Origin of the sequence: Lacisediminihabitans sp. H27-G8 (genome assembly GCF_046156175.1) — a bacterium.
In the GTDB taxonomy this organism is placed as follows: Bacteria; Actinomycetota; Actinomycetes; order Actinomycetales; family Microbacteriaceae; genus Lacisediminihabitans.
Map to the genome: position 1 here is coordinate 390,201 of NZ_JAYLVL010000003.1, position 12,702 is coordinate 402,902.

Annotated in this window: 12 protein-coding genes; 7 read left to right on the forward strand and 5 right to left on the reverse strand. The window is 64.7% G+C overall.

Annotated features, from left to right (window positions below; translation table 11 throughout):
• Positions 1 to 100 precede the first annotated feature (100 nt).
• A complete protein-coding gene (locus VLI63_RS11200) occupies positions 101 to 1,360 on the forward strand; it encodes a cytochrome P450 (protein ID WP_409156935.1) in 1,260 nt (419 codons plus the stop codon).
• On the forward strand, positions 1,357 to 2,727 hold the full coding sequence (locus VLI63_RS11205) for a pyridoxal phosphate-dependent decarboxylase family protein (protein WP_409156936.1): 1,371 nt from the start codon (positions 1,357 to 1,359) through the stop codon (positions 2,725 to 2,727). Before VLI63_RS11200 ends, VLI63_RS11205 begins: the two co-directional genes overlap by 4 nt.
• Here the strand turns inward: VLI63_RS11205 and VLI63_RS11210 are convergent.
• Positions 2,724 to 3,440 carry a type 1 glutamine amidotransferase gene (locus VLI63_RS11210; RefSeq protein WP_409156937.1) on the reverse strand — a complete coding sequence of 239 codons (717 nt, stop codon included), beginning with the start codon at positions 3,438 to 3,440 and terminating at the stop codon, positions 2,724 to 2,726. The two genes, VLI63_RS11205 and VLI63_RS11210, sit on opposite strands and share 4 nt — an antisense overlap.
• A 128-nt stretch (positions 3,441 to 3,568) precedes the next feature.
• Between VLI63_RS11210 and VLI63_RS11215 the strand changes: the two genes are divergently transcribed.
• On the forward strand, positions 3,569 to 4,921 hold the full coding sequence (locus VLI63_RS11215; RefSeq protein WP_409156938.1) for a glutamine synthetase family protein: 1,353 nt from the start codon (positions 3,569 to 3,571) through the stop codon (positions 4,919 to 4,921).
• A gap of 17 nt (positions 4,922 to 4,938) precedes the next feature.
• Here VLI63_RS11215 and VLI63_RS11220 read toward each other — a convergent pair whose 3' ends face one another.
• The 4 genes from VLI63_RS11220 to VLI63_RS11235 form a co-directional block, all read right to left on the reverse strand.
• Positions 4,939 to 5,649 carry a hypothetical protein gene (locus VLI63_RS11220; RefSeq protein ID WP_409156939.1) on the reverse strand — a complete coding sequence of 237 codons (711 nt, stop codon included), beginning with the start codon at positions 5,647 to 5,649 and terminating at the stop codon, positions 4,939 to 4,941.
• Positions 5,650 to 5,775: 126 nt separating this feature from the next.
• Positions 5,776 to 6,090, reverse strand: coding sequence for a type II toxin-antitoxin system PemK/MazF family toxin (locus VLI63_RS11225; protein ID WP_409156940.1), 315 nt, complete (start codon positions 6,088 to 6,090; stop codon positions 5,776 to 5,778).
• Positions 6,080 to 6,310, reverse strand: coding sequence for a hypothetical protein (locus tag VLI63_RS11230; RefSeq protein WP_409156941.1), 231 nt, complete (start codon positions 6,308 to 6,310; stop codon positions 6,080 to 6,082). The genes VLI63_RS11225 and VLI63_RS11230 overlap by 11 nt, the downstream gene beginning before the upstream one ends.
• Before the next feature lie 137 nt (positions 6,311 to 6,447).
• Complete coding sequence (locus VLI63_RS11235) at positions 6,448 to 7,257, reverse strand: acetoacetate decarboxylase family protein (protein WP_409156942.1); 810 nt, start codon at positions 7,255 to 7,257, stop codon at positions 6,448 to 6,450.
• 166 nt (positions 7,258 to 7,423) lie between these two features.
• On the opposite strand from VLI63_RS11235, the gene VLI63_RS11240 reads away from it, so the two are divergent.
• The 4 genes from VLI63_RS11240 to VLI63_RS11255 all read left to right on the forward strand — a co-directional run bounded on the left by VLI63_RS11240 (position 7,424) and on the right by VLI63_RS11255 (position 12,697).
• Positions 7,424 to 8,935: an APC family permease gene (locus tag VLI63_RS11240; protein ID WP_409156943.1), complete on the forward strand. Its 1,512-nt coding sequence runs from the start codon at positions 7,424 to 7,426 to the stop codon at positions 8,933 to 8,935.
• A gap of 24 nt (positions 8,936 to 8,959) precedes the next feature.
• Positions 8,960 to 9,745, forward strand: coding sequence for a hypothetical protein (locus VLI63_RS11245; protein WP_409156944.1), 786 nt, complete (start codon positions 8,960 to 8,962; stop codon positions 9,743 to 9,745).
• A 687-nt stretch (positions 9,746 to 10,432) separates the two neighbouring features.
• Complete coding sequence (locus VLI63_RS11250) at positions 10,433 to 10,810, forward strand: hypothetical protein (protein WP_409156945.1); 378 nt, start codon at positions 10,433 to 10,435, stop codon at positions 10,808 to 10,810.
• Positions 10,811 to 11,563: 753 nt separating this feature from the next.
• Positions 11,564 to 12,697, forward strand: coding sequence for an acyl-CoA dehydrogenase family protein (locus VLI63_RS11255; protein ID WP_409156946.1), 1,134 nt, complete (start codon positions 11,564 to 11,566; stop codon positions 12,695 to 12,697).
• Positions 12,698 to 12,702 lie beyond the last annotated feature (5 nt).

Genomic DNA, 12,702 nt, shown 5'->3' on the forward strand with positions numbered 1-12,702 from the left:
GCGCTCCTCCTCCCTGTCGCGCCATGGCCGAATGCCCTATCGTCGGGTATAACTTGTTCGTGTCCGAACAACATCCCCCGAACTGATAGCGAGGATTCAGTTGACTTCAACGACGAATGTCACCTTGGCCGATCTGGATCTCTTCGAGACCGGTGACCCCTGGCGGGTCTTCGACGAACTCCGCGCGAACTCGCCGGTGCACTGGGACGAAGAGGATGCCCCGAACCACGGCTTCTGGTCGCTGACGAAGTATCACGACATCGTGGGCGTACTCCGCGACACCGAGACCTTCTCGAGCGAACGCGGCACCGTCAACCTCGAGGAGCTGGATGACGAGCAGATCGAGGCGCGCAAGTCCATGCTCGAGACGGATGGCATTCGGCACCGCTCCCTGCGCCGGCTCATGCAGGGCGAGTTCACCCCGAAGGCGGTAGCTGGCTACGAGACCTTCCTGCGCGGCCTTACGGCATCCACCCTCGACGCGGCGTTCGCGAGGACCGAGTTCGACTTCGTGGCCGAGGTCGCTGCCGACTTCCCCATCCGGGTGCTGGCCCGCATGCTCGACGTGCCCGATGCCGACATCTACAAGCTCATCGACTGGGGCAACCGCATGGTCGGCAACACCGATCCGGAGCACACCGACGTGCTCGCGCACTCGGAAGAGAGTGAGAAATACCGGCTGCTGCCCTTCCGCTCGCCCGCCGCCCAGGAGGTCTTCGACTACGGAAACGAGCTCGCCAGGCAGCGCCGCGGTGGCGACGGCACAGACCTCGTGTCGCGACTGGTGAACCAGACGCCGATGGACGGGATCCCGCTGAGCGAGCGCGACTTCAACAGCTACTTCCTGCTGCTCGTCGTCGCCGGCAACGAGACCACCCGTCACACCATCACCCACTCGATGGACTACCTGATGCGGAACCCCGACCAGCTGGCCCTTCTGCAGGAGAAGCCGGAACTCATCCCCTGGGCCGTCGAGGAATTCCTGCGCATGGCGAGCCCCGTCTACCACTTCCGCCGTACCGCCACCCGCGACACCGAGATCAACGGCCAGGCCATCAAGGAGGGTGACAAGGTCGTCACCTGGTTCGCCGCCGGCAACCGGGATCCGCTGGTCTTCGACGATCCCTACCGCATGGATGTCACCCGCAACCCGAACGAGCACATGTCGTTCGGTCGCGGCGGTCCGCACATGTGTCTCGGCAATGCGCTCGCGCGACTCGAGATCCGCGTGATGTACGAAGAGCTGCTGCCGCGCATCACCGGCATGCAGCGCACGGGCGAGGTCTCGAAACTGCGAAGCAACTTCGTCAACGGCATCAAACGGTTCCCCGTGAGAGTCGAGCTGGCGAGCGCGAAGTGAGCGAACAGATCCCCGCGGCCGATTCCCACGCGGTGTGGGGGGACGAGACGGCGACGGTGAAACTCGCCACCGACTGGGCCGCACGACGGCTGGTGCGGGAGACCGATCCGCAGTCCACCGCCCGTTCGGCCTCCGAGCTCGCGGCGGCGGCGGGACCGACGATCACCGCGACAGGCATCGGAGCGGATGCCGCGCTCGAGGTCTTCGACCGCGTGCTCGAACCCGCCACCCGGTCCCAGGACGACCCGCTCAACCTCGCGTACATCGCCGCGGCACCCACCCGGGCCGCGATCGCCTTCGATCTCGTCACCAGTGCCGCGAACATCTTCGGGGGGCTGTGGGAGGCCGGAGCGGGAGCGATCTACGCCGAGAACGAGGCCCTCGCCTGGATCGTCGGCCTGCTCGGCTGGCCGGAGGGCGCGGGCGGATGCTTCGTCTCCGGCGGCACCTCCGGAAATCTCTCCGCGCTGATGACCGCGCGCGAGACCGCGAAGTCCCGCCGCGGCGGCCGGCCGGCCGGCGGCTGGCAGCTCGCCTGCACCTCCAACGCGCACTCGTCCATCCGCTCGGCCGCGAAAGCGCTCGATGTGGAGGTCGTCGAGGTGCCGATGGATGCCCGGGGCCATCTCACCGGAGCGGCCCTCAGAACCGTGCTCGAGCACTCCCCCGACGTCTTCGCCGTCGTCGCCTCCGCTGGCACGACGAACGAGGGGCTCGTGGACGACCTCGCCGACGTCGCTGCGGTCGCCCACGAATTCGGGGTCTGGCTGCACGTCGACGGCGCCTACGGCGGGGCGGGACTTGCCGCCCCGAGCGTGCGCGCGCTCTTCGACGGAATCGAGCGGGCCGACAGCTTCATCGTCGACCCGCACAAGTGGCTCTTCGCCCCGTACGACTGCTGCGCCCTGCTCTACCGGGATCCGGCCCTCGCGCGGGCGACCCACTCGCAGCACGCCAACTACCTCGACCATGTTGACCGCGAGTCCTGGAACCCCAGCGAACTCGCGCTGCACCTCAGTCGGCGCGCCCGCGGGCTGCCCCTCTGGTTCAGCCTCGCCACCCACGGCACCGACCGGTACCGGGATGCGATCGAGGCGTCCCTGGATACCTCACGCGCTGTCGCGGCGGCGATCCGGGCATCCGATCATCTGCGGCTCGTTCGAGAGCCGGAGCTCTCCGTCGTGGTGTTCGACCGTCCCGGCTGGCAACCCGCCGACTACGAGGCCTGGTCGCATGCCACGGCCGTCGAGGGAACGATGCTCTGTGTTCCGACGACTCTCGACGGGGAGACGGTTCTTCGTCTGGCATTCGTGAACCCGGCGACGGATGCCGCGCGAGTGATCGAGATCCTCGACACCCTGCGCTAGCGGCTCGGCTCCAGCCTGGCGACCCGGTCGAGATAGGCATCCACGAGCGTCGCAGTGCGGGCAAGGGCCGACGGCTCCTCCGCTCGGGTGTGGGCGAGCATGGCATCCGGATCCTGGCCGTCCGCGAGCACTTTCTCTGTGCCGCCCGCGTTCAGCCAGCCCTCCAGGCTCGTGGCGGTCAGTTCGGGGTGGAACTGCACCGCGAGACTCCTGCCGAAGGTGAAGGCCTGGCTCGCCGATGCCGTTCGCGCGATCTCGCGCGCGCCGGCCGGCACCGTCCAGCGGTCGTAGTGGAATTCGAACCAGGGGCCGGATGCCACGAGCTCGTCATCGTCGCTGTGCAGCACCGTCCAGCCGATCTCGGGCCGCATCGCGGTGGCGACCGCTCCGCCGAGGGCACGAGACATCAGCTGGCCGCCGAAGCAGATGCCGAGCACCGGGATGTCGGCGTCGAGGGCGCCCCGCAGCCAGCTGATCTCCGGCACGAGCCACCGGCCGATTCCCCGGTCGTCCCAGGCGCCCCACGGGGCACCCATCGGCACGAGCAGATCGTAGGCGGAAGCATCCGGAAATTCGAAGTGCACGTTGGGGCTGCCGGCATGATGTTCATCGACGATGAGCACCTCGTCGACATCGAATCCGCGTTCGCGCAATCGCTCGGAAACCGGGCCAGTGGGGCTCACATGGTCGTGCTGGATGAACAGCGCGCGCATCGGCATCCTCTCCCCCGCTCGTGGTCGAACGGGAGTCCGCGAATATCACGGATGTCGTCGTCGAGACGGATTTAGCCCTAGTATCGCACTAATCGTTCAGGGCCGAACGATTTATTGGTGGAGGATCAATGACTATCGACGCAGCCGCTCTTCGCACGGATCTCGAGGCGAAAGGCATCGACGTTCTGCGCCTGATCTATGCCGACATCCTGGGGATCACCCGCTCCAAAGACCTGCTGGTAAGCCAGCTCGAGCGCACGGCCACCAACGGCCCCACCTTCTGCCAGGGCGTCTGGGTCACCACCACCCGGGGCGGGGTGCTCGACGGTAACGACATCATGTCCAACGGACTGCAGGATCTGGTGAGTTGCATCGACCCGAGTTCCGTCACGATGATGCCGTGGGAGCCCGGGGTGGCCTTCGCCATCGCGGACGCCTTCGAGCCGGACGGTTCCGCGAGCGCGCTCGCCCCGCGATCCGTGCTCCGCGGCGTGATCGCGCAGTACGCCGCGCTCGGGCTCACCCCCGTCGTCGGTCCCGAACTGGAGTTCTACATCGCCGAGCGCGCCGAGAACGGCGACTGGCAGCGGGCCCTCAGCCGCACCGGACGCGTGTACACGACCGGCGCCTGGGTCGACCCCGACGGCACCTTCCTTCACCTGATGCGGATGCTCGACCGCATGGACATCGGGGTCGTGGCCGGCAACCACGAGTTCAGCCCCTCGCAGTACGAGATCAACCTCTGGCACGGCGAGGCACTGCGCGCAGCCGACCGCACGTTCCTGTTCAAGACCGCGATCAAGGACATCGTTGCGCGCACCGGTAAGCTCGCGACCTTCCTCGGCAAGCCATGGAGCGACGAGGGCGGAAGCGGCTTCCACCTGCACTTCTCGGTCGTCGACGCCTCGGGCAAGAACCTCATGTGCGAGCCGGATGGGCAGCTCACGACCACCTCGAACCGGCTGATCGCCGGCATCCTCGCGCACGCCCCCGCCCTCGCGGCGTTCACCAATCCGACCGTCAACGCCTACAAGCGGCTCGGGCCAGACACCCTCGCGCCGTACCGGGCCAACTGGGGCCATGACAACCGCAGTTCGATGGTGCGGGTGCCGCCGGAGCGCGGAGCCGGCACGCGGCTCGAGGTGCGCATCGGCGACGGTGCCGCCAACCCCTACCTGATGATCGCCGCGGTGCTGGCGGCCGGGCTCGACGGGCTCACCCGCGAGCTCGAGGTGCCCCCCACCGCGGACGGCTGGTCGTACGAGAACGAGTCGGCCGCGGTACTGCCGACCACCCTCGCGACGGCGCTGGATGCCCTCGACGCCGACACCGTGCTGCGCGAGGCGCTCGGCGCAGCCGTGGTCGACGTGTTCAGCATCCTGAAGCGTGACGAAGTCGAGCGCTACGAGCAGGCCTGCGAGGATCCCGGCACCCGGGACGTGACGCGATGGGAGCTCGACGAATACCTCGAGGACTACTGAAATTATGCGCCGTTGGTCTAACGACTGGACTTCAATTCGTCCGCGGTCGCGTCGATGAATTCGGACCAGAGCAAGAAGGCGTCATTACAGAGGTACGCGACCGAGTCTGCGGATCTATGAGTTCTTTTCGTTTTCCCTGAGTCATTCTCTTGCACATAATCCATGCTGTGGACAATCGCGTTTCGCGCGATGAAGAAGATATCGGAAGAGATTATTCGGCTGTCCGATAGGCGGTTTCGAGGAATGCCCAGTGTGTTTCGAACGCGACGCTTCAGCTCCTCGCTGCCCTGAAAACTGGCTTTCGTTCGAACAGCGAAGTAGTAATCAACCATCTGGCCAGCCGGATCTGCGGATGTGATTGCGGACTTCATTCCGCTCGAAACCTGCGGTTTCGATATCTCAGCTTTCAAGAACTCCTCGTACTGCGCGCGTGCCGCGCTTTCAGGTCGAGTTATCAAGTACCTGCCAGCATCGTTGACGAGGCGAGTCATTGACGCATCTAGGCCGCTCGCGGTGAAGACAATCGCAGCGCGCAGAAGATCAATTTCCTGTGTGTTCATCCTTCCTTGACGGCCGACGTTAGATGCACGTCGCGCGCTAGACAACGTCTGACTGACGTCAAAGAGTGCAACAACGCTGTCATGGGCACCTTTGAGAAAACGGTAGGCATTCCGAACCTCCGGAGCGCGAGACTTCGGAGCAGGCTGAAGTGGATCGATGATCGTCACGGTTCACCATAACCGCCGGCTAGGCTCCGCCGAAGGCCACCAACCACTCGCCCTAAGTCGAGCTTTTCGAATCTTCAGAATTCTCGAAGTAAGGCACCAAACGACCCTTGCGTCTTGGGGGAAATCTCAGTCGAGTTCAAACACGAGCCGGAGAGCATCATCGATCTCTTCCAATTCCGTACGACTCAGATGCCCCACAAGCTCACCCAGCCTCTCCGGAGCAACTGCTGTCGTTTGCTCGATGAGAACCTGTGTTTGCTCCCCCTCGATCACCACAGTGGGTCGAAACACCCGGGTCAAGGCCGAACGAGATGTCGGTGCGACGAGAAGAGTTGAAAGCAGCAGGTCATCGGACTGCACCACGACCGCGAATCTTGCGCCGCGCTGCTCGTTACCACGAACGTTTCGTGGGGCTTTGAGCCGATGAACGTCACCACGCACGCAGTTCGTCCATCTCCGTGGCGACCCGGCGCGACTCGGTCAACTCAGCCGTGTCGCGTGACACTTGGAGCGACTCGCGTCGCATCTGTTCGCGGCGCCGCAGCCTCACCGAGTCGACCAGTGCCTGGCGTATGGCGTCCGAGACCGTTGAGCCGTCGGCGGTCAACTCGGCCAGTGCACGCTCAGAAGGTTCATCGCTTCGAAAGTTGATGACTGCCATCGGACCACTGTAGTACAGATGTAAGACGCCTACCACTATCGAGCCGCGTAGAGCGCTCTCGTTACTGAAGTCCAGTTGAGCGCTACCAACCCTCAAGGGGTCGCCATCCAAGGTCGCTCGACCACACCAAGAGCGCGTCACACCGCCCGCGAGCGGTCCTCCACGAGGTCTCCCCCGGCGAAAGTGACACCGAGTTCCCGGTAGTACCCGCCGAGGATCTCGTCGACGGGCAGGATCGAGTGCAGCTCGTCCCAGGGCGAATCGGCGAGCGAGAGTTCGGCGTCGCCGCGCCAGGCCGGTCCCAGGTCGGCGTCGGTGCCGCCCATGCTCACGAGCTGGTCGAGAGAAAGACCCTGGCCCTGGCTGATCGACGGCATGAAGCGGTTGTGCAGCATCCGGTGTCCATTGACGAATCCGTTGTCTTCGGACGGTTCGCGCAGCGTGACGACGGCGGATGCCAAGCGGTGATCGTAAGCAGCGAGCGAGGCGCCGATCTGCGCTCCCGCCTCGAGGCGCGGTGTCGCCTTGCCGTGCGAGAACAGTCGCGTCACGTGCACGGAACCGAGCTTTTTGGGGTAGCCCTGGAACCATCCGCGGCCGATCGCGAAGTCCTTCGTGACCCAGATGGCGACGCAGCGGCTGTAGGTGACTCCCCGATGTGAGCAGCGAACGACGACGAAGGCCTCGAGGTACTGGGCGCGTACGGGGTCGAGGAGTTCGAGGCCGCCCTCGCTGCAGGACTGCCAGTCGGCCCAGATGATGGCGACGGCGCCCGGGCGGTCGGGGGCGAGGTCGATGTCTGGCGGGAGGATGGCTCGCACGTTGGCGGGATCGGTGAGGTATTCGACGGTCAGAAGCGTTCCCGAGTAGTACCACGGCGGCTTCGGCACGAGCGCGCTCGCTCCGGTGGGGGTCAGCGGGGCGAGAAATCCGTTCAGTGCAGTCATAGCGCCAGAGTGTAGCCCAGATCCTGGCTTGTTCGTATCCGAATGAAATTCTCCGAATGACTTGACGACGGGGCTGTGGTTCGCCATTGTTAGCTAACTCGTTCGGATACGGACGATTTGCGTACCCACCCAGAATTTCAGCCCGAGCTCAATGAGGAGTATCGCAATGGCACTCGCCCAAGACACCCCCGCTTCCGAAACGGACGCCAACACCTCTCTCAACAAGGGTCGACTCGGCACCGTCGGCATCGTCTTTTTCGTCGTCGCCGCCGCCGCCCCTCTCGTCGGCATGACCGGGGCGGTTCCGGTGGCCATCGTGCTCGGCAACGGCGCTGCGGCCCCTGGCGCCTACCTCGTCGTCGGCATAACCCTGCTGCTCTTCAGCGTCGGGTACGCCGCGATGAGCCAGCGGGTCACCAACGCCGGCGCGTTCTTCGCCTACATCGGCCGCGGTCTCGGTCGCCATGCGGGCATCGCCTCCGCCTTCGTCTCGATCCTCGCCTACGTGGCGGTGCAGCTCGCGATCTTCGGATTCTTCGGCGCCGTCATGGCCGGCCAGGTCGGCGTCCTGCCGTGGTGGGCCTGGTCGCTCATCGCCTGGGCGCTCGTCACCGTGCTCTCGCTTCTCCGCGTGGATGTCGGAGCGAAGGTGCTCGGGGGCCTCATGCTTCTCGAACTCACGGCGCTGGTGATCACGTCCATCGTCATCCTCGCGAACGGCGGACCAGAAGGCATCAACTTCTGGGCGTCCTTCAATCCGGCAGCGATCATCGCGGGAGGACTCGCGGGCTCCGCCGGCATCGCCTTCGCCTTCGCCTTCGCCTCGTTCATCGGGTTCGAAGCGACCGCGATCTACGGGGAGGAGTCCCGCGACCCGAAGAAGGTTGTGCCGCGCGCCACCTACCTCGCGGTCGTCGTGATCACGGTGCTCTTCGCCCTCACCGCCTTCGCGATGGTCACCGGAATGGGCGCCTCCCACGTCGTCGACAAGACCGTCGAACTGTCGACGGTGGCCAAGGTGCCGCTCGCGGCCCCCGCCGAAGTCCTGTTCTCGCTCGCCACCCAGTACGTCGGACCGTGGATGGCCACGGTCATGTCGATCCTGGTGCTCTCGAGCCTGTTCGCCGGTCTTCTGGCCTTCCAGAACGCTGCCAGCCGTTACCTGTTCGCGATGGGTCGCGGCGGGGTGCTTCCGGCGCGACTCGGCACCGTCAACGGGCGTGGAGCGCCGGCCGCGGCATCCGTCGTCACCTCGGTGATCACCGGAGTCGTCATTGTGATCTTCGCCGTCTTCCAGCTCGACCCGGTGCTCAACCTCTTCTACTGGTTCAGTGGGCTGTCCGTCGTGGCGATCGTGCTCATCGAGATCCTCGTCTGCATCGCGATCATGGTCTACTTCCACCGCAACAAAGGCGACGAGAACGTGTTCCAGACGATCATCGCGCCCGTGCTGGCTACCATCGGCCTCGTGCTCGGGGAGTACCTGCTCATGTCGCGCTTCGGACTGCTCGCCGGAACCGTCGCCGACGGAGTCGACCCCACCGTCACCCCCTGGGGGCTCAGCGTGATCGGCTGGGTGCTCGTGATCCTGCCCTTCGCCCTCCTCGGCATCGGGTACCTGGTCTCGCGCGCCCGCACCTCCGTGAACGAGGAACTGCTGCGGGACGTGCTGTCGTAGGTGCTCGCGCAGTAGCGTGGCGATATGCGGTGGACGGGTGAGGTGAAGCGCGGGCGCTGGTATCGCGAGCGCCTCATCGAGAGCTGGGGCAGCATCCACTTCGTCATTCCGAGCGGTTTCGATGCCTACGCACGCGTCTTCCACCCCGCTGAGCGGGACCGCCTCGCGGCCCCGGAGACCTGGCGCGGATGGGTGCCGGGGGGCACTCACCCGGGTGAGATCGAACGGGAGTGGGTGAGCTGGGCGACCGTCGCGACGGCATTCGGCACCACGATGCATCCCCTCGCGCAGTTCGACCGGCTGCGGGTCGGCGAGCCTGATCGCAACGATCACTTCCTCGATGCGCAGGACTGGCGCTACGCCGAACTTCGGCAGGGACACCTGGACGCCGTATCCGTGACCGCGCTCGCCCAGCATCTCGGGCGGCACACTGGCACACCGCACGCGGGGATCATCGCAGTGTGGGAGGGCTGGGGTGGCATGTTCCAGCCGGGTGGCTCTGAGGAGGGCACCCTTCTCGAAACCCCGTGGCGCCGGCACCTGATGTTCGAGGCCGGCGTCAGCGAGCTCGCCGCTGCCGGCTGGCCGGAGTCCGCCCCGTGGGTGAGGCACGCGTGGGATGCGGAGAGCCCCAGCATCATCTGGCCGGAAGACCTCGCCTGGGCATCCGCCACCGAGGTCGACTTCGACTCGACCATCGTGGCGGGCAGTCGCGCGCTCATCGACGAGCTGGTCGACAGCAGCACCCTCGAAGCGCTGGAGATCGACTCGACCGCCGACCTGACCGTGAACGGGGATCACCTCAACTGAGGTCGTGCTTCCCCGCTGCAGTCGTGCGCGCCCGCTGGAAGCCGGGACGGCTCCGAGCAACAACGCGCCCGAGGCTCAGCCCGTGGCTGAATGCTCTGCGGGACAGGTGACCCATCCGCCCGTTTCCGCGGGGTGCGTGTGGCCGCCATCGGGAACTGACCACCAACGCAAAAGGCCCGGAATCTAGACGATTCCGGGCCTTCCGACTTGCTTCTCTGTGGGTGATTCCGGATATCCATTTGGCCCGAAAATGATTGGCTTATTTTCGAAGGACGGATTGGTGATTCCAGGCTTAGCTTGAAAAGTTCCAGCTGAACTCTATGGGTGCGAATCGCCAACAGCCAGCGGTCCTGGGGAAAGGGCAAAGAGATGACTAGCGTGTCGCGGTTGACCTACCCTTTTGCGACTTAATTGCGGGCGGGTCTTACGGACACGGCGATAGTTGCGTGCCGCTGATCGGCGATAGATGCGTGCCGCTGACTATCGATCGGCGCCAGCGACACTGCCCCGGCTTTGGTGAGCGTTAGGTGGATCTGTCGCGATCAACGTCCGGCTTGCGAACGATGAGAAGCTGTTGGCACTCGATAGTTCGCGGCGCGGGCGGGCGTCGAACGCGTCCTAGCGGGCTACCAGCTCAAGTTCGAGCCGATGGCTCAAACACAGATCAGCCACCGATATCGTCGACCTATGAATATCGAGCGGGAGCTCACCGATCCTGAGCGGGCGATATTGCAAATGGCAATCGACTCGATGCCGGTTGGCCGCGAGCAAGCGAATGCCCAAATCGCGGTGGCGAAACATGGCGGTCCCGCACACCCGGGGACGCACCCGTGCTTCCTCATCACTTTGCCCGAAGAGGTCGATCGAATACCCCTGGGATCCACGTACCCACTGACGCTGTATGTGACACCAGACGAACACACGGTTGGGACTATCGAGTTGTTCATAGTGGACGGCCGCCTTGATTCCCTCGATTGGTCAGTGGTGTCGCTCACCGATGACGAATCAGGGACCACCGAGTTCCCATCGCTTGCTCGAATCTCCGCCGAAATGAAGCTGGACTAGCCCGCTCGCAGAACTGTCCGATAGAGGTCCGGCTTGCGAGCCATCGAGGCAGGTATGGTCGTTTCTACAATGAACCGGCCACGGGGAGCACTAACCGCAAGAGCGCAGATCTCGTTGCTTCCGCCGGACGTTGGTGGTGTTGCTTTGGCCCTGCCGTCAGGGACAAGATCGCTACTCCTGAGATTTCATCCCTCCCAAGTGAGCGGGGTCGAAACGTCGGTCGGTGCAGTGATCGAGTCAGAGTCGGGCGAGATGTTGCCCCCCGGACTGCAAGACACGAAGGTCAGCATCAAGTATTGGGCCGACGATGCCCGCGACCTCTTCTTTACGGGTGCGGGATTCACCATTTGGTACGGGCGAGATGTTGGCGAAGGGCTGATTGTGTGACTTAAGCGCGTTTCCGCTACATTGACCGCAAGTTGACCAGCGGTCCCGCCGATCGGTAGCTGCTGAGCGTCCGTCTTGCGGGCTGGTCGGGGTTGAGATGACCGGCGACGGTGGATCGACCCTTCGGCCGAAGATGACGGCGATAGAGCAAGGGCGCGAAAGCCTGAAAGTTGTAGACCAGTCGAAGACTTGTCGCAGTGCTGACCGTCCGACTCCCATCGCGGGGTTGGCAGCTGGGCGCGGTCACTGATGTTAGAGACCGGTAAGAAATTCTTTCCCGCGTGCGCCTTCTCGCGAGAGATACTTGGCTGGTCGGTCTCGCGAAAGCGGTGTCGAGAACCCTCAGCAACGATGCCAGGAGACCGAATGACCATGACGCAGTCGACCCTCGAAGAAGCAGTGGCGCAGGTAACGGCGGTGGCCGCCGCTCATGCACAACAAGTCGACGAGGATGGGGTCTACCCCGTTGATTCGGTGGCGTCACTCCGGTCGAGCGGCCTGCTCGGCTTGGTGATCAGCGAGGAACATGGCGGCATGGGGGCTGGGCCCGTCGAGTTCACCGAGGTGCTCGGCGCCATCGCGGCCGCATGCGGATCGACCGCCATGATCTACCTGATGCATGTCGCGGCCGCGGTGACGGTGGCATCCGCCCCGCCGGCCGGGATGCCGGAACTTTTGTCGCGGATGGCTTCGGGTGAGGTGCTAGGCACGCTGGCGTTCAGTGAAAAAGGCTCGCGCTCGCACTTTTGGGCACCGGTGTCGGAGTCGGTGGCCGACGGGGATGATCTTCGCTTCACAGCCTATAAAAGCTGGGTTACCTCGGCGGGCTACGCCGACATCTACGTCATGTCATCCAAGAGCGCGGTCGACCCTGAGACGGTCGACCTGTACGCGATACCGGCCGGTACCGCCGGACTGGATATCGCCGGACCGTGGAGCGGTCTGGGGCTTCGCGGCAATGCGTCCAGCCCGATGTCGATAGCCGTGACTATTCCCTCCGGTTATCGCGTCGGTGAGGCGGGTAGCGGGTTCGGCACGATGATGGCAACGGTGCTGCCGTGGTTCAACCTGGGCAACTCGGCGGTGTCACTCGGGCTGTCCACCGCGGCGGTCGATGCCGCCGTGGCGCACGTCACTGGGGCTCGATTGGAGCATCTGGATCAGGCCCTCTCCGCCCTACCGACCATTCGAGCGCAGATCGCGAAGATGAGCATTGCACTAGCCGCGCAGAAGGCCTACCTGGCGCTGGCTGCCGCGAAGGTGGCGAGTCCGGCCGAGGACACGCCGCTCTTTGTGCTCGGCGTTAAAGCCTCCGCCAATGATGCCGCTCTCACGATCACTGAATCGGCGATGAGAGTGTGCGGGGGTGCGGCGTTCTCGAAACACCTTCCCATTGAGAGGGCGTTCCGTGATGCGCGTGCCGGATCGGTCATGGCCCCGACCGCCGACGTTCTCTACGACTTCTATGGCAAGGCTCTCACCGGCCTTCCCCTGTTCTGAGCTGC